This is a genomic window from Alcaligenes faecalis (genome assembly GCF_041521385.1).
GTDB classification, from domain to species: domain Bacteria; phylum Pseudomonadota; class Gammaproteobacteria; order Burkholderiales; family Burkholderiaceae_B; genus Alcaligenes; species Alcaligenes faecalis_E.
Genome location: NZ_CP168006.1, coordinates 3,164,738 through 3,185,656, shown reverse-complemented (window position 1 = coordinate 3,185,656; position 20,919 = coordinate 3,164,738). Strand labels below are relative to the sequence as shown.

General features: G+C 56.5%; 21 protein-coding genes. 13 read left to right on the top strand and 8 right to left on the bottom strand.

Features of this window, described 5'->3' with window-relative positions; all coding sequences use genetic code 11:
* Window positions 1-15: 15 nt before the first annotated feature.
* Window positions 16-474 (top strand): tripartite tricarboxylate transporter TctB family protein, encoded by a 459-nt coding sequence (locus tag ACDI13_RS14265; protein ID WP_094197543.1) that lies wholly within the window; start codon window positions 16-18, stop codon window positions 472-474.
* Window positions 475-490: 16 nt separating this feature from the next.
* Window positions 491-1,996 (top strand): tripartite tricarboxylate transporter permease, encoded by a 1,506-nt coding sequence (locus tag ACDI13_RS14260; RefSeq protein ID WP_316989030.1) that lies wholly within the window; start codon window positions 491-493, stop codon window positions 1,994-1,996.
* A gap of 365 nt (window positions 1,997-2,361) precedes the next feature.
* Here the strand turns inward: ACDI13_RS14260 and ACDI13_RS14255 are convergent, their stop codons facing one another.
* From ACDI13_RS14255 to ACDI13_RS14245, 3 genes are read right to left on the bottom strand one after another with little or no spacing between them, the layout of a single operon-like run.
* The gene (locus ACDI13_RS14255; RefSeq protein WP_316989031.1) at window positions 2,362-3,885 is read right to left on the bottom strand and encodes a sensor histidine kinase; all 1,524 of its coding nucleotides are present in this window, start codon (window positions 3,883-3,885) and stop codon (window positions 2,362-2,364) included.
* Entirely contained in the window at window positions 3,882-4,568 is a 687-nt protein-coding gene (locus ACDI13_RS14250) for a response regulator (RefSeq protein ID WP_316989032.1), read from the bottom strand. The genes ACDI13_RS14255 and ACDI13_RS14250 overlap by 4 nt, the downstream gene beginning before the upstream one ends.
* Window positions 4,549-5,115, bottom strand: a complete 567-nt coding sequence (locus tag ACDI13_RS14245) for an RNA pyrophosphohydrolase (protein ID WP_316989033.1) — start codon at window positions 5,113-5,115, stop codon at window positions 4,549-4,551. Before ACDI13_RS14245 ends, ACDI13_RS14250 begins: the two co-directional genes overlap by 20 nt.
* A gap of 64 nt (window positions 5,116-5,179) precedes the next feature.
* Between ACDI13_RS14245 and ACDI13_RS14240 the strand changes: the two genes are divergently transcribed.
* From ACDI13_RS14240 to ACDI13_RS14200, 9 genes are all read left to right on the top strand, one after another.
* The gene (locus ACDI13_RS14240; protein ID WP_316989034.1) at window positions 5,180-6,916 is read left to right on the top strand and encodes a proline--tRNA ligase; all 1,737 of its coding nucleotides are present in this window, start codon (window positions 5,180-5,182) and stop codon (window positions 6,914-6,916) included.
* A gap of 66 nt (window positions 6,917-6,982) precedes the next feature.
* The gene (ybgC, locus tag ACDI13_RS14235) at window positions 6,983-7,408 is read left to right on the top strand and encodes a tol-pal system-associated acyl-CoA thioesterase (protein ID WP_316989037.1); all 426 of its coding nucleotides are present in this window, start codon (window positions 6,983-6,985) and stop codon (window positions 7,406-7,408) included.
* A 2-nt stretch (window positions 7,409-7,410) separates the two neighbouring features.
* Window positions 7,411-8,085 carry a protein TolQ gene (gene tolQ, locus ACDI13_RS14230; RefSeq protein WP_316989035.1) on the top strand — a complete coding sequence of 225 codons (675 nt, stop codon included), beginning with the start codon at window positions 7,411-7,413 and terminating at the stop codon, window positions 8,083-8,085.
* Window positions 8,085-8,531, top strand: a complete 447-nt coding sequence (gene tolR, locus ACDI13_RS14225; protein WP_316989036.1) for a protein TolR — start codon at window positions 8,085-8,087, stop codon at window positions 8,529-8,531. Before tolQ ends, tolR begins: the two co-directional genes overlap by 1 nt.
* A gap of 50 nt (window positions 8,532-8,581) precedes the next feature.
* Window positions 8,582-9,691: a cell envelope integrity protein TolA gene (gene tolA, locus ACDI13_RS14220; protein ID WP_316990487.1), complete on the top strand. Its 1,110-nt coding sequence runs from the start codon at window positions 8,582-8,584 to the stop codon at window positions 9,689-9,691.
* 15 nt (window positions 9,692-9,706) lie between these two features.
* Window positions 9,707-11,017, top strand: coding sequence for a Tol-Pal system beta propeller repeat protein TolB (tolB, locus tag ACDI13_RS14215; protein ID WP_372372491.1), 1,311 nt, complete (start codon window positions 9,707-9,709; stop codon window positions 11,015-11,017).
* Window positions 11,018-11,051: 34 nt separating this feature from the next.
* The gene (gene pal / locus ACDI13_RS14210) at window positions 11,052-11,555 is read left to right on the top strand and encodes a peptidoglycan-associated lipoprotein Pal (RefSeq protein ID WP_249460054.1); all 504 of its coding nucleotides are present in this window, start codon (window positions 11,052-11,054) and stop codon (window positions 11,553-11,555) included.
* Between the two features lie 202 nt (window positions 11,556-11,757).
* A complete protein-coding gene (gene ybgF / locus ACDI13_RS14205; RefSeq protein WP_316990488.1) occupies window positions 11,758-12,447 on the top strand; it encodes a tol-pal system protein YbgF in 690 nt (229 codons plus the stop codon).
* A gap of 90 nt (window positions 12,448-12,537) precedes the next feature.
* The gene (locus ACDI13_RS14200) at window positions 12,538-13,344 is read left to right on the top strand and encodes an alpha/beta hydrolase (protein ID WP_316990489.1); all 807 of its coding nucleotides are present in this window, start codon (window positions 12,538-12,540) and stop codon (window positions 13,342-13,344) included.
* 117 nt (window positions 13,345-13,461) lie between these two features.
* Here the strand turns inward: ACDI13_RS14200 and ACDI13_RS14195 are convergent, their stop codons facing one another.
* Window positions 13,462-13,947, bottom strand: a complete 486-nt coding sequence (locus tag ACDI13_RS14195; RefSeq protein WP_316990490.1) for a copper chaperone PCu(A)C — start codon at window positions 13,945-13,947, stop codon at window positions 13,462-13,464.
* Between the two features lie 145 nt (window positions 13,948-14,092).
* Between ACDI13_RS14195 and ACDI13_RS14190 the strand changes: the two genes are divergently transcribed.
* Entirely contained in the window at window positions 14,093-14,530 is a 438-nt protein-coding gene (locus ACDI13_RS14190) for a PaaI family thioesterase (protein ID WP_316990491.1), read from the top strand.
* 3 nt (window positions 14,531-14,533) lie between these two features.
* On the top strand, window positions 14,534-15,940 hold the full coding sequence (locus tag ACDI13_RS14185; protein WP_316990492.1) for an MATE family efflux transporter: 1,407 nt from the start codon (window positions 14,534-14,536) through the stop codon (window positions 15,938-15,940).
* Between the two features lie 242 nt (window positions 15,941-16,182).
* Here ACDI13_RS14185 and ACDI13_RS14180 read toward each other — a convergent pair whose 3' ends face one another.
* From ACDI13_RS14180 to ACDI13_RS14165, 4 genes are read right to left on the bottom strand one after another with little or no spacing between them, the layout of a single operon-like run.
* Window positions 16,183-17,262 (bottom strand): BMP family ABC transporter substrate-binding protein, encoded by a 1,080-nt coding sequence (locus tag ACDI13_RS14180; RefSeq protein WP_094197561.1) that lies wholly within the window; start codon window positions 17,260-17,262, stop codon window positions 16,183-16,185.
* Window positions 17,263-17,286: 24 nt separating this feature from the next.
* On the bottom strand, window positions 17,287-18,204 hold the full coding sequence (locus tag ACDI13_RS14175) for an ABC transporter permease (protein WP_042489288.1): 918 nt from the start codon (window positions 18,202-18,204) through the stop codon (window positions 17,287-17,289).
* Window positions 18,204-19,265: an ABC transporter permease gene (locus tag ACDI13_RS14170; protein WP_316990493.1), complete on the bottom strand. Its 1,062-nt coding sequence runs from the start codon at window positions 19,263-19,265 to the stop codon at window positions 18,204-18,206. Before ACDI13_RS14170 ends, ACDI13_RS14175 begins: the two co-directional genes overlap by 1 nt.
* On the bottom strand, window positions 19,252-20,838 hold the full coding sequence (locus tag ACDI13_RS14165) for an ABC transporter ATP-binding protein (RefSeq protein ID WP_316990494.1): 1,587 nt from the start codon (window positions 20,836-20,838) through the stop codon (window positions 19,252-19,254). Before ACDI13_RS14165 ends, ACDI13_RS14170 begins: the two co-directional genes overlap by 14 nt.
* Window positions 20,839-20,919 lie beyond the last annotated feature (81 nt).

The window sequence follows — 20,919 nt, the reverse complement described above, 5'->3', positions numbered from 1 at the left end:
AGGAGAATCCACCTTATGCAAATTAAAAATAAACAGGACTTCTGGTCCGGGATCATGTTCGTGGTGGTGGGCGCCGCTTTCTCGCTCGGGGCTACCAGCTACTCGATGGGAACCGCCGCCCGTATGGGACCCGGCTACTTCCCCTTCTGGCTTGGTGTATGCCTGAGCTTGCTAGGGGCAGTTGTCACCTTGAACTCACTGTCTGCCAAAGCAGAAAGCACAGAGATAGAGAAGTTTAACTGGAAAGTTGTCTTCGTTATCATCGGCGCGGTTGTCCTGTGCGGGCTGACCCTTAACTCCTTAGGGGTGTACGCCTCTATTTTTCTGCTTGTGGTAATCAGCAGCTTTGCCAGCCACGAATTTAGCTGGCCGATCGCGTTGGGCGCAGCGGTGTTTCTGGTGCTGTTTGTCTGGCTGGCATTCATCAAGGGCCTGGGGCTGGTATTTCCCCTGTGGCCAAGTTTTCTGGCCTGATTGGGGGTGAATGAATATGGAATTATTTGACAACCTGATGCTGGGTTTTTCGGTCGCCGTCACACCGGAGAACCTGGCCTACGCTTTGCTCGGTTGCATACTGGGCACCCTGATTGGCGTATTGCCTGGCATTGGCCCTGTGCCAACCATCGCCATGCTGCTGCCCATCACCTATGTACTACCTCCAGTGGCTGGCCTGATCATGCTGGCTGGCATTTACTATGGTGCTCAGTATGGCGGGTCCACAACCGCCATTCTGGTTGCCTTGCCGGGTGAAACCTCGGCGGTGGTGACGGTGCTGGACGGACACCAGATGGCACGCAATGGCCGGGCCGGAGCCGCTTTGGCTATTGCTGCCCTGGGTTCGTTCTTTGCCGGTTGTGTGGCAACCATCTTGCTGGCGGCCTTCGCACCGCCTTTGGCTGAAGTCGCCTTCAAGTTCGGACCGGCCGAGTATTTCTCATTAATGGTGTTAGGCCTGGTGGGCGCGGTGGTGCTGGCCTCTGGTTCTCTGCCCAAAGCCATCTGCATGATTCTGTTGGGTCTGCTGCTGGGTATGGTTGGTACCGACGTGAACTCCGGTGTAGCCCGTTACGACTTTGGTATTCCCGAACTGCAAGATGGTATCGACTTTGCCGTCGTGGCCATGGGTGTGTTCGGCTTCTCGGAGATCATGAACAATCTGGAGCTGGGCGATCAGCGTGTCGAAATTACCGGCAAGGTCGGCAGCCTATACCCCAATAAACAAGAATTTAAAGAGTGCTGGCCTGCTGTCGTTCGTGGCACGGCCATGGGTTCTTGCCTGGGAATCCTGCCCGGTGGTGGCGCCGTTCTATCTTCCTTTGCGTCTTACACACTGGAGAAAAAGATCTCCAGAAATCCAGAACGCTTCGGTAAAGGGCACCCTGCTGGATTGGCTGGTCCAGAGTCAGCCAACAACGCCGCCGCTCAAACCTCCTTCATTCCGTTGCTGACCCTTGGTATTCCCGGTAACGCCGTGACGGCTCTGATGATTGGTGCAATGACCATCCACAACATTCAGCCCGGCCCACAAGTGATGACCAGTCACCCTGAACTGTTCTGGGGTCTGATCGCCTCCATGTGGATCGGTAACCTGATGCTGGTCATTCTGAACCTGCCACTGGTTGGTCTGTGGGTAAAGCTACTCAAAGTACCCTACCGCCTGCTATTTCCGGCCATTCTGGTGTTTTGTACGGTCGGGGTGTACTCGCTGAACTACAACGTGTTTGACATTCTGGTCACCGCCGCCTTTGGTTTTGTTGGCTATGTCTGGTCCAAGCTGCGTTGTGAAGGCGCTCCCCTATTGCTGGGTCTGGTCTTGGGCCCCATGATGGAAGAAAATTTCCGTCGCGCCCTGCTGCTGTCCCGCGGGGACTACACCACTTTTGTTACTCGTCCGCTGTCCTTGTCATTGCTGGTTCTCGCCGCCATCCTGGTGGTAATTGTGGCCCTGCCCTCAGTCAAGAAAAAACGCGATGAAACTTTCGTGGAAGAGGACTAAGACACAACCCGTTCTCTGGTTTGAACGCTCCTTCTGAAAGGAGGCATTCAAACCACGCAGTCAACAAGAAGGCCTGATTTCGTCTCTCCACGAAATCAGGCCTTTCTCTTTGCCTGCTCTACGCCCCCGATAAACGAAAGACCGGACCGGCAGCGCCAAGAGCACCTACCCGAAGGCTACAAGCACTAAAGCACCCTGTCCTGAACGAGGGCACAGCCCGCTGCTGGTCAATGAAACCCGAAGGGCCGACGATGCTAGCCAAGACTTTCCAACAGACTTCACCGTGAAATGGATGTTGAACAAGCTGGATCTGGTGCAGCAGGGAGCCCAGCGTCATAGGCTCAGTGGCTGGCGACTCGATTGACTCAGGAGTTATCTGGTTTTGGCGCTTCGGGCTGCATCAAGGGCAAACGTAGCGTCGCCTTCAAGCCGTAACCGCCCATATCGTTGTGCTCACCATCCGTGAGCACAATCGTGCCGCCATTGCGCTCGGCATAAGCCAGTGCAATGGCCAGGCCCAAGCCGGAACCCGAACCACGTCCGCCCTTGCGTGCCGGCCCGCCCCGATCAAAACGTACAAATACACTTTCACGCAAGCTGGCTGCCAGGCCCATGCCATTGTCCGTCACGCTGATCCAGGCCTGCTGGTCATCGTGTCCGGCAGAAACCGTTATCGCACTGCCACTACCGGCGTGATTGATGGCGTTGTGAATCAGGTTGGAGACCGACTCATGAATCTCGGCATCGCTGGCGTAAACCCACAAAGGTGCCTGCTCGCCCTCTTCACCCGGCCCGATCCAGCCCAGGTCCTGACGATGCTCACGCGCCAGGGGCAGATATTGCAGCACCACCTCGCGCCCCAAACTGGCCAGATCGACCTGTCCCTGGCTCATGGTGGTGCTATGGCTGGCGTGGGCCAAGGCAAGCAATTGCTCGGTCAGACGAGTCGCCTGTCCCAATTGCTTGATGATTGCCCCCAGGGACTCCCGCACACGCTCAATATCCGGCTCGCGGCGAGCGTATTGGGCCTGGGTGTGAATAATCGCCAAAGGAGTGCGTAACTGATGTGAGGCATCCGCCAGAAACTGAGCCTGCCGATCCAGCACGGAGCGATACAACTCAATATGGTGATTGACCGAGCGCACCAAAGGCACGACTTCGCGCGGAACATCACGCTCGTCCAACGGCTGCAAGTCGTCCACGCTGCGATTGCGTACTTCCTGTCTCAAGGCCTGTAAAGGGCGCAGCGCCCAGGCGACGGCAAACCAGACCAGCAACACGGCGAACAGCAACATGCGTAAGTTGCGAAATATCCCTTCGCGCCAAGCTTCTTGCTGTGTACGCAAGCGCAAATCCAGGCTTTCGCCCACCATGACCAGAACCTGTCTGTGCTGGCCTTTATAATGAAGGTCGCGCCACAAGGCCACCATACGCACGGTGTCATTACGGAAAAAAGAATCGTAAAAAACCGGCACACCCTCATGATCGGCCAAAGTAGAGGGACGCGGCAGCCCTTCCATCCCGAGCAAGGTACGCCCTGTTAATTGATTGGCATCGGCCCCCCCCAGGTTACGGACCAAAGGGGTAATTTCTTCAACGCGGAAATACTTGCGATTGCCAGGGCGGGACTCCAGCATGACCTGGGCATAAAAAGGCGGGTCAATCCGTAAACTGCCATCAGTATTGAACTCTACACTGGTCTCCAACACCTTGGCTGGTTCCAGCAGGGCGCTGTCGTACACATTTTCCGTGACGGAGTTCATGGCCCGGTAATCTTCCCAACTGTCGTACAACAGCAAGGCGACCACCCCCGGTATCAGCAGGACCAGCAGCCAAAAGCGCAAGCTGCCTTGCCAGGCATTGGCAGGGGGGGGGGAAGGTGCTGTCATGCGACGCCGGATTCCGCCTCAAGCACTTCCAACATGTAGCCCAGGCCGCGCACCGTCACGATATGCACATCGCTATTGGCCAGCTTCTTGCGCAAGCGGTGCAAGACGACCTCAATGGCATCGGGGCTGGCATCGCTATCATGCTCGAACACGCGGGCAAAGAGCTGGGATTTTTCAACCGGCATGCCAGAGCGGCTGATCAGTACCAACAAAGCAGCATGTTCACGCGGTGTCAAATGCACAATGACATTGTCCAGCATGAATGCCCGACTTTCGGGGTTGTACTCCAATGAACCACAGCTGACCACAGGGGTCACCCGGCCGCGGCTGCGTCGCACCAACGCCGCCAGACGTGCCTCCAGCTCTTCCAGAGCAAAGGGTTTGGTCAAGAAATCGTCAGCACCCAGATTCAAGCCGCGAACGCGGTCCTGCAAGGCACCTTGAGCGGTGAGGATCAGCACCGGCGTGTGATCGCCACGCTCGCGCATCTCGCGCAAAAGCACCAGCCCGTGTTTATCGGGCAGGCGCAAATCCATCACAACCGCATCATATTCATGCGCTGTCAACAACCCTTCTGCCGTTCGGGCATCATGAGCGGGATCGGGCAAAAAACCACTTTGCGCCAAGGCCCGCTCCAGCCACGCGGCCATTTCCAACTCGTCCTCAACCAATAATATGCGCATGATCCCTGCTGTCTACGGTATCGGCATCAACGGCGCTTTGCAGGCGCTGACGTAAATAACGATTTTCCTGGCGCCGTCGGAATAAAATATCCGACAGCTCGTTCAACGCTTGCTGATAGACTTCCCGCTTGAACTCAATCACTGAATCAAGTGGCACCCAATATTGACTCCAACGCCAGGCATCAAACTCCGGCGTCGAGGAAGAACGCAGGCAGACATCGCTGTCTCGCCCTACCAGCCGCAACAGGAACCAGATTTGTTTCTGGCCCTTGTAATGGCCACGCGCCTCCCGACGTACAAAATGATTGGGCACGTTGTAGCGAAGCCAATCTCGCGTCCGGCCTAATATACGGATATGCTCTGGCAGCAAGCCCACTTCTTCGTGCAGTTCGCGGTACATCGCCTGTACGGGTGTTTCGCCGTATTTGATACCGCCTTGCGGGAACTGCCAGGCATGTTCCCGAATACGCTTGCCCCAAAAAACCTCGTTCTTGCGATTAACGAGAATAATTCCGACATTAGGACGGTAGCCTTCACGATCTAACATAGGCCACCTCTAACGAATTCAATACAATTAGATCTGATTATACGTACCTGACGAGTTCCCTACCATGCATGCTAGCCAGTATCACATTAATACCCTGAAAGAAGCGCCTACCGAGGCCGAAGTTGCCAGCCACCAGCTCATGACGCGTGCCGGCATGATCCGTAAAGCCGCCGGCGGTATCTATACCTATATGCCAATGGGCCTGCGTGTGCTGCGCAAGATTGAAAACATCATCCGTCAGGAAATGGACCGCTCCGGCGCCATTGAGCTGCTGATGCCAGTCGTCCAGCCTGCCGAACTCTGGGTAGAGTCGGGCCGTTGGGAAAAATATGGTGACGAACTGCTGCGAATCAAGGATCGCCACCAGCGCGACTTCGTGCTGCAGCCCACCTCCGAAGAAGTGATCACGGACATTGCCCGCAACGAAATCCACAGCTGGCGCCAGTTGCCCATCAACTTCTACCATATTCAAACCAAGTTCCGTGACGAGCGTCGTCCCCGCTTTGGCTTGATGCGTGGCCGCGAATTCACCATGAAGGACGCCTACTCCTTTGACCGCAACGCCGAAGACGCTCAGGCCAGCTACGACAATATGTACGACGCTTATATGCGTATTTTTGCTCGTCTAGGTCTGGACTTCCGTGCTGTAGCGGCTGATACCGGCTCCATTGGCGGTTCGCGCAGCCATGAATTCCAGGTCATTGCCGATACCGGCGAAGACTTGCTGGTCTACAACCCCGACACAGACTACGCCGCCAATATCGAGTTGGCCCCTGCCCCTTGTCTTCTGGCTGAGCGCGCCGCTCCTGGTCAAGACCTGGTCAAGACCGCCACACCAGAAGCCCCCAAATGCGAACTGGTGGCTCAGCAACTGGGGCTGGATTTGACTGCCACCGTCAAATCCGTTGTGGTGGCAACCGACCTTGAGGAAGACGAGCAAACCAAGACAACGGTGTACCTGTTGCTGATTCGCGGCGACCATGAAGTCAACGACATCAAGGTTTCCAAACTGGCTGGCTTTGAAAAAGGCCACCGCCTGGCCAGCGAAGAGGAAATTGTGGCTACTTTTGGCTGCAAACCCGGCTATCTGGGCCCGATCGGCACCCACCAGCCTGTGCAAGTCATTGCCGATCTGACTGTGGCCAATATGAGTGACTTTGTCTGTGGCGCCAACGAAGAGGGGTATCACTACACCGGCGTGAACTGGGGTCGTGACCTGCCTGAGCCCATCAAGGCAGACCTGCGCAACGTGGTTCACGGCGACCCGGCCCCTGAAGGCGGCAAGCTGGCCATCCAGCGCGGTATTGAGGTGGGCCACGTTTTCTTCCTGGGCGATGTTTACTCCAGGAAGCTGAACGCCACCTTTTTGGAAACTGATGGTAAACCTGCTGTCATGCAAATGGGTTGTTATGGCATTGGCGTCAGCCGCATTGCTGCGGCTGCCATCGAGCAAAACCACGATGAGCGCGGCATGATCTGGCCTCGCGCCCTGGCTCCTTTTGAAGTGGTGATCTGCCCGATCGGCTTTACCAAAAGCGATGCTGTGCGTCAGACTGCGACTGATCTGTACACCCAGCTCAAAGAGCAAGGTGTGGATGTCATTCTGGACGACCGCGACGCCCGCCCCGGCATCATGTTTGCCGATTGGGAGCTGATTGGTGTGCCACTGCGCATTACTATCGGCGAGCGCGGCCTGAAAGAAGGTATGGTTGAAATGCAAGCTCGCCGCGACGCCAGCAGCACCAAGGTGCCGGTGGAACAGATTGCCCAGCTCAGCCTGGAACGTCTGGCCACGCTGTAAAGACTTCAAGCAGGGGTGGCCATGGGCCATGCCCTGCCCGTCAACATAAACTCTTTTACGAACGACATGCTTACTGACAAGTGGGACACCCAGGCTCGGCTTGATATTCGCGTATATTACGAGGACACCGATGCTGGGGGGATCGTATATTACGCCAACTACCTGAAATTCTTTGAACGTGCGCGCACCGAATGGCTCAGGAACTTGGGCGTAAACCAATCCGATGTGGCCGAGCAGAATCAACGCCTGCTCGTAGTCAAGAAGGTTGAAATACAATATCTCAAACCAGCCAGGCTCGATGATTTGATCTCGGTGCGCAGCCGCATTACCCAGTTAGGTTCGGCTACCATCCATTTTGAACAAGGTGCCCTGCGAGGTGGGGAACTGTTATGCCACAGCACCATCCAAATTGTTTGCGTTGACGCCAATACGCTTCGTCCAAGCAAGCTGGACTCTGATTTACGTACCCTTTTGGAAAAGGTTCAGGACTGACCATGCAAGCTACTAGCGACCTGTCGCTGATTTCGCTACTTCTCGATGCCAGTATTCCCGTTCAGCTTGTCATGCTGATCCTGCTGGGAATCTCGATTCTCTCGTGGGCCTATATCTTTAGTAAAAAGGCTGCACTTAAACGCACGCTGGAACAGACCCGCCGTTTTGAAGACGACTTCTGGGCGGGTGGTGATCTGGCTGTGCTTCAGCAATCCATCTCCTCACGGCGTGCCGAACACGGAGCCTTGGCCCGTATTTTTGAAGCCGGCATGACCGAATTCATCAAGGCCCGTCGCAGCCAAAGCTCGGGCCCTGCCCTGCTGGACGGTCCACGCCGTGCCATGCGCGCCAGCTATCAACGTGAAATGGATACGCTGGAAACACATCTGAACTTCCTGGCCTCTGCCGGTTCGGTCAGCCCCTACATCGGGCTACTGGGTACCGTCTGGGGGATCATGCACGCCTTTATCGGTTTGTCCGGCATGCAGCAGGCAACCCTGGCCTCGGTGGCCCCTGGTATTGCCGAAGCCCTGATTGCCACGGCCATCGGTCTGTTTGCCGCAATCCCCGCCGTGGTGGCCTACAACCGCTTTACCAACGAGCTGGACCGAATCTCGATCCGCTTTGACAGCTTTATCGACGAATTTCTGAACATCTTGCAGCGGCAGGTGAACTGATGCCATCGATGCGTGGAAGCACCGGCCGTCATGGCCGGCGCATGAAAAATGAAATCAACGTCGTACCGTATATCGACGTGATGCTGGTGCTGCTGGTGATCTTCATGGTCACTGCCCCCATGATTACCCCCGGTCTGGTGGAATTGCCTTCGGTAGGCCAAGCCTCCGAAGTGCCTGCCAAGCCGGTGGAAATCCAGGTTGATAAGGACGGAAAACTGGCCATACGCTTGCGCGATGCGGGCTCCGAGTTCATGAACATCGAGAAATCCACATTGCTTAACGAAGTGCGCTCGCGTATGCAGGCCGACAGCCCGGTTGTCATTGCTGCCGACGGCAAGGTCCCCTACGAGACCGTCATGAGCTTGATGGATGAGTTGCGCTCCAACGGCATCAACCGCCTGGGTCTGATCGTCGATCGCAACAGCGATCCTGACGCTCGCCAATAACCTCTGGCCGGATAGCGTGCTTGCCATCCGGCGCGAACAACCTGAACTGAATGAAGCACAGAACACGCAATACCCGCAATCAGGCGCTGCGCTCGCCTGAGCAAAAGGAAGATCGGCGCGGCTTGCTCATCGCCCTGGGTCTGCACGGGCTGTTGCTGCTCGCCATTTTGGCGGGAGCCCTTTTTTCTGCTGCGCCCAAAACACCCAATGCGGTGCAGGTCGAATTGTGGATGGACGGTGTCGCGCCTGACGCTGCCGTCAATGCCGATCCCGAGGCCCCCGAGGCCGAGCCAGAGCCAGAGCCACAACCTGAACCTGAGCCGGTCGCAGAGCCAGAACCCCAGCCTGAACCAGAACCCGAACCGCCTCCTGAGCCTGAAACGGTCACACCTCCTGCGGAACCTGAAGTCGATCCCGAGATTGCTTTGGAGCAAGCCCGTAAGGAACGCGAGCAAAAAGAACGTGAAGAAAAGCTGGAACAGGAGCGTCAGGAAAAACAGCGTCAGGACAAGCTAGCCGCTGAACGACGCGAACGCGAACAGAAGGAAAAGCAGGAACAGGAACGCAAGGAAAAAGCCGAGGCTGAAGCCAAAGCCAAGGCGGAAGCCGAACGCAAGGCCAAAGCAGAGGCCGACGCCAAAGCCAAGGCTGAGGCCGAGCGCAAGGCCAAAGCAGATGCGGAAGCCAAGGCCAAGGCAGACGCCGAGGCCAAAGCCAAAGCGGACGCTGAACGGAAGGCTCGCGCTGCTGCGGCCGCCAAAGCCAAGGCGGATGCCGAACGCAAGGCCAAGGAAGAAGCATTCCGTCGAGCCATGCGTGAAGGCGCCCCAGGTCGTCCTGGTGGTACCGCAGATCGCAACCAGACCGGCGGCGGCGGTGGTGACGGTGGCTATGCCGCCAAGGTGCGTGCTTGCGTGCAGCCTGGTGTGGTCTACCGCACCCCTGCCCGCTCCGAAGTGCGCGGCAACCCTACGCTGCAGTACCGCGTGGACCTGAATGCCGATGGCACCCCCAACCGCGTTCAAATCAAACGATCGTCCGGCATCGCTCTGTTCGATGATGCCGTATCCAAGGGTCTTGCCCGTTGCAGCCCTTTCCCCAAACCGCCTAGCGGGCAGTATCCATCGTATATTGATGGCGAATACCGCATGTTCGATTAATCAGGAGATTGCATAATGACCGCCGCTACCCCTGCCCTGGCGACCTTAGGTCGTCATTGGCGCGCCACGGCCACTGGAGCGTTTGCCCTGGCTGCTGGCATGTTCGCCAGCCAACCGGCCCAGGCCCAACTGCGGGTTGATATATCGGGTGTGGGTGCTACCCAGTACCCCATCGCGATCGCCGATTTTGCTGATAACCCAGCCAGCCAGTCCTTGGCCGAAGTCATCCGCGCCGACTTGACCCGTTCGGGTCAGTTCCAATTGATCAATGCCACCGGTGCTGGTCTGAATGCAGAAAGCACGATTGCCTACGACGAATGGCGCAACCGAGGTGCCGATTACCTGGCCTACGGTTCGGTTGCCCAGACCGGCGGGCAGTACTCCATCAGCTATCGCCTGGTGGACTCCGTTCGTCAAACCCAACTGGATGGGGTGGCGTTTGCGGGCAGCGAGAAAGAATTACGTCGCATCTCCCACCAGATCGCCGACCGTATCTACGAAAAAATCACCGGCGTACGGGGAGTTTTTTCGACACGCTTGGCCTATGTGTTGCAGACAGGCAACAACTATGAGTTACAAATTGCTGACGCCGACGGACAAAATCCACAGGTAATGTTGCGTTCTCGACACTCAATCATCTCGCCAGCCTGGTCTCCTGACGGTAAAAAACTGGCTTATGTGAGCTTTGAAAACGATAAACCTGTTGTATATGTGCAAACTTTGGCCACTGGCCATCGTGAACCTCTGGCCAATTTCAAAGGCAACAACAGTAGTCCCGCATGGGCTCCCAATGGCAATCAGCTTGCTGTTGTGCTCTCCAGAGACGGTATTTCGCAGATTTACACGCTAAATGCAGACGGTTCGGGCTTGCGTCGTGTGATGCGTTCGCCCCTGATCGATACTGAACCGAGTTTTACGCCTGATGGCAACTCCCTTGTATTTGTGAGCGATCGTGGTGGCGCACCCAATATTTACAAAGTCAGCCTGGGAGGGAACGACGCACAACGCATTACCTTCAACGGGAGTTACAATATTTCACCGGAGGTCTCTGCGGACGGTACTAGGCTTGTATACGTCACACGCAGAAACGGTGCTTTCCGAATTGCCACTCAAGATATGGCATCAGGGTCTGAGCAACTGCTGACGACAGGTCCCGACGATCAGTCTCCGAGTTTCGCCCCTAATGGGATGCAGATCTTATATAGTTCTGTTCAGGGGGGGCGCAGTGTCCTAGCTGTCACATCCGTGGACGGTCGCGTTCGTCAGACCCTCTCGTCATTGAATGGCAAAGTACGCGAACCCACCTGGGGACCATTTACCAACTGACATCCTGTGTGACTCTTTTTCAAAAGGAATTCAAATGAGCTCGCGCATTCTTAAAAGTCTTACCCTCGCCGCCATGGCTGTAACCCTTGCTGCTTGCAGCTCGGTGCCTTTGGATCAATCCGGCTCCGGCTCAACCGGCGGTACTGGATCAGACTCTGCCAGCGCAGGCCAGATCATGGACCCTTTCAATCCTCAAAGCCCACTGGCACAACAACGCTCCGTCTATTTTGACTACGACAGCTACGTTGTGAACGCGCAGTACCGTGGCCTGGTAGAAATGCACGCCTCGTACCTGAGCAGCCATCCTCAGCAAACCGTACGCATCGAAGGTAATACCGACGAGCGTGGTGGTGCTGAGTACAACTTGGCTCTGGGTCAGCGTCGTTCCGACGCCGTTGCACGTATGCTGGGTCTGCTGGGCGTGAGCAACAGCCAGATCGAAGCAGTGAGCTTTGGCAAAGAGCGTCCAAAAGCCTTGGGTAACACCGAAGCTGATTACGCCGAAAACCGTCGCGCAGACATCGTTTACCAACGATAATTTCTGTATCGACCAAGTGGTTCCGACGCCGTGGCGGTTGTTAACGCCGCGGCGTTTTTTATCGGCGGCACGCCCGATCCACTGAAAATTCGTTATGCTGGACAGCGGACTTACCAAGCCGGTACGCAGCCCCCAACACAGGGCAAACCGGCAGGTAAAGAGCCTGCACATTGCGGATGCACATTTTTTAACGGACTTCATTATGCACGCTTATAAAAAGCCTTTTCGTCTTGCGACTGTTGCCCTGTTCGCAGCGGCCGCCCTATTCGCCAGCCTGCCGGCCAAGGCCTTTGCCGATGACGAGGCCCGACGCGCCATTTTGGAGCTGCGTCAGCAAATTCGTCAGATGCATGAGCAAAACACCCAGGCTCGCCTGCAACTGGCTGACCAAATTGACACTTTGCGCGCGGAAGTTGTCTCGCTGCGTGGTCAGGTTGAAAAACTGAGCTGGCAAGCCAGTGGCCAAGGCCTGGGCAATAATGCAGCACCCGGTCAACAAAGCCCCCATGCTGCTGATCCACAAGAACAAGCCGTGTTTGACAGCGCGATGGACGCCTACCGCGCCGGCCAATACAAACCCGCCGCCGATGCTTTTGCCGGTTTTCTGGCCGCTTACCCCTCCAGCGTTCTGGCTGACGAGGTGCGCTTTTACGAAGGCAGCAGCCTGTATGCCATCAAAAGCTTCAAGACATCCATTCAAAAGCTTCAGGCTTTTGTGAAGGCGTCCCCGCAAAGCCCACGCGCGGCTGACGCTCTGATGGTAACGGCGTCCAGCCAGATCGAACTGAACGATTTGAGCGGTGCCAAAACCACCTTGCAGCGTATCGTCAAAGACTACCCGCAATCTGAAGCAGCCGAGACCGCGCGCAGCCGCTTGAAATTGCTGGAATAATCATCCAGCACGTAATGCCACAAGGACCGGGCTCAGACCCGGTCTATTTTTTTCAGGTGACCCATCCTTGCCTGACCTCTACTGCTTGCCATGACAAACCCTTTTGCCAACTTCTCCACGCTTGAGCTGACCGTACAAGGCTATCGCCACACCTTTGTGGATCAGGGACAAGGCGCCCCCGTCTTGCTGATCCACGGTTCCCTGTGCGATTGGCGCTACTGGCGCTGGCAGATCCCCGCCTTTGCTACCAAATATCGGGTTCTGGCCCCCAGCCTGCGCTCCTACTGGCCCGGAGCACCCAGCCCCGGCAACTTCAGCACGGCGCAACACGCCCAAGACTTGCAGGCCCTGCTGGATCAGCATATTCCTGATGAGAAAGTACATATCGTGGGGCATTCTCGCGGTGGTCATGTCGCCCTGCTGCTGGCTCAAAGAATGCCCGAGCAAGTGGCCAGCCTGACCTTGGCAGACCCCGGCTTTCCAACTCCCGGAGCTTATTCGTACGCCCCTTTGTTCCAGCAAGTTGCCGAACGCCTGGAACAGGGTGACCGTGATGGTGCCATGGCTCTGTTTGTGGATACGGTCAATGGTTCAGGGACCTGGAAGCAAATGACGCGCTGGTTCCGCGAGATGATTCAAGACAATGCCCACACCATGCTGGATCAGCAGCGAGAGCCCAATCAGGGCCCGAATCTGGAATGGCTCAAGCAGATGAATGCCCCCTTGAGCTTCATCACGGGCGAGAACAGCCCCACGCGTTACCACCATTGCATGGACATCATTCGTCAGCACCGGCGTGAAGACCAGTTGCACCGCATTCCTTTGGCAGCCCATGGCATGAATCTGGCCAATCCCAAGGCGTTCAACCAGGCTGTGTTGACAGCGTTGCCAGCCTGAGCACGAAAACAAAACTGACCACTTGCTTGAACGCTCCCCTGCAAGTTAGGCAGCCATCCAGACTTTTGGAGGGCTGTGCCGATACGGCCAGTTTTTATATGAAAGTGCCAGTCTGAATCAGTAACCCTGTGTCTTGGCGGGACGCAGTTCGCACTCGGCCTGGACCTGTGTATCGTCAGACAAATGCAGGCTCAGAATTATGCGTTCGCCCAACGCCAGATCTTCTTTGGCCTGCCCCAGCATCACATGAAAATCACCGGGCTTCAGACGTAATGTGCCACCTGCAGGAATCTCCACCTCGGAGGTATGCGACATACGTGACATACCCTGGTGTTCGGTCGTCTGATGCAGCATCGCATGTCCAAACGACAAGGTGCTGGCCCCCATCAAAGCCACGCTCTGCTCGCCCTTGTTTTCCAGCTCCAGATACGCAGCCGAAGGCGCAGGCTCCGGGAGCATACGCACCCAGCATTGGCTGGCATGGACCTGCGTGCTCAAGGCGCGTACCGGTTCGGGCGTGCCATGACCTGCATGCCCCTGTGCCATCACGGTGCTAGTCAAAGCCAGCACACTTAAGCCTAGAACAACTGCGCTGCGTTTCATGATGCTCCTCGCTTCTTTTTGATCGATTGGAATAGGTTCAGCCCTGAACAGCCTGCCGCCTCGCTACCCCGATACTCGAGGCGATCTGATACAGTACCAGCCAGTCTGCCTTTCTTACAACGGCCTTCTTTTCAGTGACGACGTCATGACCAGCACACACACTGCACCCGAACCCAAAATCGATATCGTTCAGTTTCGTGATCTTTTAGAACGTCTACATCCCTTTGCGGCCGTTCTGGGTATTGATGTTGTGCACATTGGCCACGACAACGCCTGTTTGCGCTTGCCCGAGCGCAATGCCCACCAACGTATGGGTGGCATGGTGGCAGGCCCCATGCTGATGGGGCTGGCTGATCTGGCCCTGTATGCCGCTGTGGTCGGTGCCACCGGCAACCCGGATGCCGTCACCTCTAGCCTGACCATCAACTTCCTACGCAAAGCCCCGCCCGGCGATATTATGGCGCACGCCCGGATTCACAAGACAGGCCGCACCTGCGCGGGCGATGTGCTGCTGGAACCGGCCAACGGTGGCCCACCTGTTGCACAGGTGATCAGTACCTGGTCTTTACCTCGCCCCCAATAAACCATGTTTGCAACGTCTCACACTCCCGGCTCGACCCAGCTCTGGTTGGCGGAGCTGCAATCGTCCTTGCGCTTGGGCGGCCCTCTGATTCTGACAAATCTGGCGCAAATCAGCCTGTTGGCAACGAACATGATTTATATGGGTCGCCTTGGCCCTGATGAGCTAGCCGCCGGATCTCTATCTGCCAGCCTGTATCAAGCTTTCATGATTTTCAGTATGGGGCTGGTATCGGCTGTCGTTCCCATGCTGGCCACTACGCTGGGACGGCGACTGCGCAATGTACGCGAATCCCAGCAAATCATTCGCCACGGATTGCTGACCGCTTTACTCATTACCCTGCCTGCCTGGATTGTGCTATGGAATGCCGAGCACATCTTGCTGATGATGGGCCAAGATCCTGTTGTCGCGGCGCGCTCCATGACCTATATGCATACCCTGCAATGGGCCCTGCTGCCTTACCTGGGTTATATCGTGCTGCGCTCATTTCTGGCCGCCATGGAAAAGCCCGGATGGACCTTGGCAGTGGCCATTACGGCTATTGGCATCAATGCCGTACTGGGCTGGCTCCTGGTCTTTGGCAATCTGGGCTTGCCTGCCATGGGATTGGCAGGCGCGGGCCTGGCTACAACCGTATCCAGCGTGTTCATGTTCGCGGCGTTAAGCTGGATCGTGCTGCGCGACCCACGTTTTAGACGCTACTACCTGTTCAACGAGGCCTGGCAATGGAGTTTCAAGCGTCTGTGGAAAATGTGGGTGCTGGGTATTCCCATTGCGATTACCTTCACCCTGGAAACCCTGGTCTTTTATGCTGCCGTCATGATGATGGGCGTGCTGGGGCAATCTGATCTGGCCGCGCACGCGATTGCCATGCAGATTTGTGCAGTGTCTTACATGATTCCTTTGGCTTTCAGCCAGGTTGCCACCATACGCGTAGGATTAGCCGCAGGCCGTGTCGATCCGTTGAGCGCCCGCCGCGCTGGCTGGATTTCCTACATTCTGGGAGTAGGCTTTATGGGGCTGGCGGCACTGGTCTTCTGGTTCGCCCCCTTGACCCTGATTGGCCTATTCCTGGATCTGGATGTCGCTGAAAACCACGCAGTTATCCAGTTAGCCATTACCTTCCTGGCACTGGCGGCGCTATTCCAGATTAGTGATGGTGCCCAGGCTGTCGCTGCGGGGATGCTACGTGGCCTGCATGACACACGCATACCCATGTTGCTGGCCTTGCTAGGGTATTGGGTGCTGGGTGTTCCTACAGGCGCTTTACTGGCCTTCCAATTCAATATGGGCGGGGTAGGAATCTGGATCGGGCTGGTGACAGGCTTGTCTGTGGTTGCCGTACTGATGACGCTACGCTGGATGCGAGCATCCACGCGCTTGGGACGCAAGCGGCCTGCACAGGCAGCATAGTTCTGAGGTCGGTTCCATAGATCGATTTTGCAGGTCGACTCTGTATTCTGGCTCTGTATTTCAGCTCTGTGCGTCAGCCTTGTCTTCCTGAACGGATGACAAGCCAGACCCGGAACAAATACCGAACAAACGCAGACTTGAGCCAGGCAACAGCCTGAAAAGCTGCACAGTCCACCTATAACAAAGCCCCTTGTCGGAAAATCCGACAAGGGGCTTTGTTTATCTACAGACTGCGGGGCAGCTTACTGCTTGGGCAGTTTGCTGGCCACGCCTTCCACGTAGTAATCCATGCGGTTCAGCGCATCGTCATCCAGAAAACCGGATTCCAGACGTACCTTGCCGTCGTTGTCCTTGATGGGTGCGGCAAAAGGTTGCAGCGTGCCCGCCTCGATCTCGGCCTGCTTGGCCAGAACAAACTCTTTCACGTCAGCGGGCACTTCGGGACCGAAGCCTTCCAACGCAGCCATACCGGACTTCAGGCCACCCCAGGTGCTGTCGTTCTGCCATTTGCCATCCAGAACCTCAGTGGCTTTGCGAGTGAAGTAGTCACCCCAGTGGTGAGTCACAGCAGCCAGTTGGGCTTTAGGACCGAACTTGCTCATGTCGGAGTGGTAGGCAATCGCGTACTTGCCCGCTTCTTCCGCCGCTTGCACGGTGGCAGTGGAGTCGGTGTGGTGAGTCACCACGTCTGCGCCCTGACCCAACAAAGTGACAGCCGCATCACGTTCTTTACCTGGGTCGTACCAGCTATTGGCCCACACCACGCGCACCTGGGCTTCGGGGTTCACGCTCTTCAAACCGATGGCGAAAGCATTGATACCTTGCAACACTTCAGGAATGGGATGAGCACCCACATAACCGACCACATTGGATTTGGTCATCTTGCCCGCCAGCACACCCGCCAGGTAACGGGATTCGTAGAAACGGGCGTTAGTGGTCGCCACGTTAGGTGCTGTTTTGTAGCCCGTGGAGTGGACGAATTTCACGTCTGGAAACTGCTTGGCCACTTTCTGCGTCTGGTTCATGTAGCCAAAGGAGGTGGTGAAGATCAGCTTGTTGCCTTGCTGGGCCAGATCGCGAATCACGCGCTCTGCGTCAGCACCTTCAGGCACGTTTTCCACGTACTGAGTGACCACACGGCCTTTGAGGGCCTCTTCCATTTGAAGACGGCCAATATCCTGCTGCCAGGTCCAACCGGCTTCACCGATAGGGCTGACATACACAAAACCGATTTTCAGGGGTTCTTGATCGTTTGCCTGAGCGGACACAGGCAAGGCGGCCAGGGGGGAAGCGATGGCAGCGGCCATCAGGGCCTTGCGCATAAAGTTTCCAGTCATGTCTGTCCTCTAGTTGTTGGGATTGAAGTTTTTGCCAAGCGATGCAGGCATATTCAACCTGATCCAGTTAGCGTTTCGAGAAATTAAAACCAGCACAATAATCGTGGCCAGATACGGCATCATGGCCAGCAATTGCGAGGCCACCGGAACACCCAGAGCCTGCGCATGATAGGTCAGGATCGTGACCCCACCGAACAAGTAAGCACCCAGCATCACGCGCCAGGGACGCCAGGTTGCAAAGGTCGTCAGTGCCAGGGCAATCCAGCCACGCCCGGCGACCATATTCTCTACCCACATGGGTGTGTAGACCAAACAGATGAAGGCACCGGCCAGACCACAGCAGGCACCGCCAAACATCAGGGCACCCAGGCGAATGTAGCGCACGTTGTAACCCAGCGAATGGGCCGAGGCAGGTGATTCACCCACGGCGCGCAAGACCAAGCCAGACCGCGTACGAGCCAGAAACCAGGCTACGGCAATACACAGCACCCAGGACACATACACCATATAGTGTTGCTGGAAGAACGCTGGCCCGATCAGCGGAATGTCTTTCAAAACTGGAATGGACAGCTTGGTGACAGTCAGCGAGTTGCCGGTGAAAGGCAGGCCGATATAGGCCGAGGCCCCAACCCCAAAGAGCGATAAGGCCAAGCCACAAGCCACCTGATTGGCCCCCAGCCAGACCGTCAGCCAAGCAAAGGCAGCGGCCATCACGGCCCCCACAACAGCACCCAGCACAAAGCCCAATGCCGGGCTACCTGTTTGCACGGCCACAGCAAAGCCCACAATGGCGGCCATCAGCATCATGCCTTCCGAGCCCAGATTGATGACGCCCGACTTTTCATTGATCAGCAAACCCAAGGCTGCCAGAAGCAAGGGGGTGCCTGCGTTGATGGTTGCGGCTAGCAAAGGTGCAATCGCGTCCATTACTTTCTCCAGACCAAACGCTTGGTGATGAACACGTCACAAGCCAACAAGGAAAACAAGAGGATGCCCTGGAAAATGCCGGTAATTGCATTGGGCAGGCCCAAGCGACTTTGGGCCAACTCCCCACCGATATACAGCAAGGACATCACAAAAGAGGAAAAAATCAGTCCTAGTGGGTGCAGTCGCCCCACAAAGGCCACGATAATGGCCGCAAAACCATAGCCAGGAGAAATCGAGGGAGTCAGTTGTCCAACTGGCCCCATCACCTCTGCGGCACCGGCCAGACCAGCCAGCGCACCCGAAATCAACAAAGAGCTCCACAAGGCTTTACGGGAGGAAAAACCAGCGTAACGGGCTGCCAATGGAGCCATACCGCCCACTCGCAAGCGGAAACCGGCCATGCTGCGTGTCAGAAAAAGCCATGCGGCAACCGAGGCAATCAGCGCCAGCACAATACCGGTATGCAAACGCGTACCCGGCAAGACGGCAGGCAACAGGAACCCATCGGAAAACAGACTGGACTGCGGAAAACCAAAGCCGTCAGGGTCACGCAAGGCGCCGTGCACCAGGTAACTGAGCAAATGCTGGGCTACATACACCAGCATCAGGGACACCAGAATCTCATTGGCATTGAAGCGATCTTTCAGGAGCGCCACGATCGCCGCCCAAGCCATACCACCGAGCATGCCGCAGGCCAGGGCAATGCTAATCAGAAAAAAGCCGCCGTTCTCGCCATTGTCTACTTGCAGAACAAAAGCCCCGGCTGCCAAAGCGCCTATCACTAACTGCCCTTCCGCCCCGATATTGAAGATATTGGCCCGGAAACAGATCGCCAGACCAACAGAAATCAGCAGCAGAGGAATCAGCTTGACACCTACCTCGGCCCACCCATTCAGGTCACGCAAAGGCTCCAGAAAAAATACGTTCAAACCCGCCAAAGGATTTTTACCCAGCGACCAGAACAAGGTGCCGGCAACAACCATGGTCAGCAAAACCGCCAGCAAGGGGGAACACCAGGCCATCAAGGTAGAGGACGTGGCACGAGTCTCAAGCCTGAACATGCTCGCCCTCCTCCCACAAACCGCTCATCCATTGCCCAATCTGATCAACACTGGCTTGCGCCACGGGAATAGAGGGAGACATACGACCTTTGGAGATAACAATCAGGCGATCGGCAATCGCAAACAATTCATCCAGCTCTTCAGAGATGACCAGCAAGGCACAGCCCGCATCGCGCAGGGCCAGCAACTCGGCGTGGATCTGGGCGGCAGCCCCTACGTCCACACCCCAGGTGGGCTGGGCAATGACCAGAATGCGCGGCTGACGGGTGACCTCACGGCCAATAATGTACTTTTGCAGATTCCCGCCCGACAGGCTGTTGGCAGCGGCCTGCTCGTTGGAGGCCTTGACGCGGAAACGCTTGATAATCCCGCCCGCCAGACGGCGGATACTGGGAAAGCGCAGAAAACCCCGTTTTACCGTTTCCGGGTTTTGATGAGACAGCAACAGGTTTTGAGCCAATGACAATTCCGGCACAGCACCGCGTCCCAAGCGTTCTTCAGGGACGAAGCCCATGCCCTGATCTCGTCGCCAAGCCGCATCGCGTTGGGCAATCGCCTGACCGTCCAGCAAAATCATGTCTGCCTGCGCACGGGTATCTTCACCCGACAAAGCCGCCAGCAACTCCTGCTGACCATTACCGGAAATACCGGCCACCCCCAGAATTTCACCCTGGTGCAGATCAAAACTGACATCCTGCAATTCACAGGCAAAAGGATGGGATTTGCTCAACTGCAGATTACGTACCTGCAAGAGCGTACCGCCTTGCTGGGTGCTGCGCTCACCCAGAGACTGGGGCTCGGCACCAATCATCAGACGTGACAGGCTGGCCGTGGTTTCCTCGCGAGGATCGCAATAACCCGTGACCTTGCCCATGCGCATGACCGTACAGGCATGGCAAAGTTCGCGGATTTCATCGAGCTTGTGACTGATATAAACAATGCTGCAACCCTCGGCGGCCAACTGGCGCAGAGTGCCGAACAAACGGCGCACCGCCTGCGGCGTCAGCACTGACGTGGGTTCATCCAGGATCAGCAGCTTGGGCTTGCCCAGCAAGGCCCGCACAATTTCCACTCGCTGGCACTCGCCCACGGACAAGGTGTGAATGTGACGTTGCGGGTCCAGATCCAGCCCATACTGGCTGGCAGTCTCGCTAATGCGCCCCGCCAGCTCGTGCATATTGGTGGAAGCAGGCAGACCCAATGCAATGTTTTCCGTGACCGTCAGGGTGTCAAACAAGGAAAAATGCTGGAACACCATGCCAATGCCCAATTGTCGGGCTGCAGCCGGGCTGCTGATCTGAACAGGCTGGCCATCCCACAGAATCTGACCCTGATCCGGTTTGATCACCCCATAGATGATCTTCATCAGGGTGGACTTGCCCGCGCCATTCTCCCCCAGCACGGCATGAATTTGCCCCGGCAGAATAGACAAGGAAATATTGTCGTTGGCCACCACTGCCGGGTAAGCCTTGGTGATGTGACGAAGCTCCAGGCGTGGCACAGCCTCGGGATCTACGGATACCGTTTGCTCACCGGACTCAGAAGAATGGCCCACGGGAGACGATGGGGTCATGGCTGTATCAGCAAAAAAATATAAAACGTCTGAGCAAGCGCATTATGGCCTGCTCAGACGTAGAAAAAGAAAAGCTCGGGG

Excerpts from the sequence above, each read along its gene's own strand:
- tolQ (WP_316989035.1), top strand. The coding sequence starts at position 7,411 with ATGCAAGCTACTAGCGACCTGTCGCTGATTTCGCTACTTCTCGATGCC.
- ACDI13_RS14190 (WP_316990491.1), top strand. The coding sequence starts at position 14,093 with ATGACCAGCACACACACTGCACCCGAACCCAAAATCGATATCGTTCAG.
- ACDI13_RS14245 (WP_316989033.1), bottom strand. The coding sequence starts at position 5,115 with ATGTTAGATCGTGAAGGCTACCGTCCTAATGTCGGAATTATTCTCGTT.
- ACDI13_RS14200 (WP_316990489.1), top strand. The coding sequence starts at position 12,538 with ATGACAAACCCTTTTGCCAACTTCTCCACGCTTGAGCTGACCGTACAA.
- ACDI13_RS14240 (WP_316989034.1), top strand. The coding sequence starts at position 5,180 with ATGCATGCTAGCCAGTATCACATTAATACCCTGAAAGAAGCGCCTACC.
- tolA (WP_316990487.1), top strand. The coding sequence starts at position 8,582 with ATGAAGCACAGAACACGCAATACCCGCAATCAGGCGCTGCGCTCGCCT.
- tolB (WP_372372491.1), top strand. The coding sequence starts at position 9,707 with ATGACCGCCGCTACCCCTGCCCTGGCGACCTTAGGTCGTCATTGGCGC.
- pal (WP_249460054.1), top strand. The coding sequence starts at position 11,052 with ATGAGCTCGCGCATTCTTAAAAGTCTTACCCTCGCCGCCATGGCTGTA.
- ybgC (WP_316989037.1), top strand. The coding sequence starts at position 6,983 with ATGCTTACTGACAAGTGGGACACCCAGGCTCGGCTTGATATTCGCGTA.
- ACDI13_RS14180 (WP_094197561.1), bottom strand. The coding sequence starts at position 17,262 with ATGCGCAAGGCCCTGATGGCCGCTGCCATCGCTTCCCCCCTGGCCGCC.
- ACDI13_RS14260 (WP_316989030.1), top strand. The coding sequence starts at position 491 with ATGGAATTATTTGACAACCTGATGCTGGGTTTTTCGGTCGCCGTCACA.
- ACDI13_RS14170 (WP_316990493.1), bottom strand. The coding sequence starts at position 19,265 with ATGTTCAGGCTTGAGACTCGTGCCACGTCCTCTACCTTGATGGCCTGG.
- ACDI13_RS14255 (WP_316989031.1), bottom strand. The coding sequence starts at position 3,885 with ATGACAGCACCTTCCCCCCCCCCTGCCAATGCCTGGCAAGGCAGCTTG.
- tolR (WP_316989036.1), top strand. The coding sequence starts at position 8,085 with ATGCCATCGATGCGTGGAAGCACCGGCCGTCATGGCCGGCGCATGAAA.
- ACDI13_RS14250 (WP_316989032.1), bottom strand. The coding sequence starts at position 4,568 with ATGCGCATATTATTGGTTGAGGACGAGTTGGAAATGGCCGCGTGGCTG.
- ybgF (WP_316990488.1), top strand. The coding sequence starts at position 11,758 with ATGCACGCTTATAAAAAGCCTTTTCGTCTTGCGACTGTTGCCCTGTTC.
- ACDI13_RS14165 (WP_316990494.1), bottom strand. The coding sequence starts at position 20,838 with ATGACCCCATCGTCTCCCGTGGGCCATTCTTCTGAGTCCGGTGAGCAA.
- ACDI13_RS14265 (WP_094197543.1), top strand. The coding sequence starts at position 16 with ATGCAAATTAAAAATAAACAGGACTTCTGGTCCGGGATCATGTTCGTG.
- ACDI13_RS14185 (WP_316990492.1), top strand. The coding sequence starts at position 14,534 with ATGTTTGCAACGTCTCACACTCCCGGCTCGACCCAGCTCTGGTTGGCG.
- ACDI13_RS14175 (WP_042489288.1), bottom strand. The coding sequence starts at position 18,204 with ATGGACGCGATTGCACCTTTGCTAGCCGCAACCATCAACGCAGGCACC.
- ACDI13_RS14195 (WP_316990490.1), bottom strand. The coding sequence starts at position 13,947 with ATGAAACGCAGCGCAGTTGTTCTAGGCTTAAGTGTGCTGGCTTTGACT.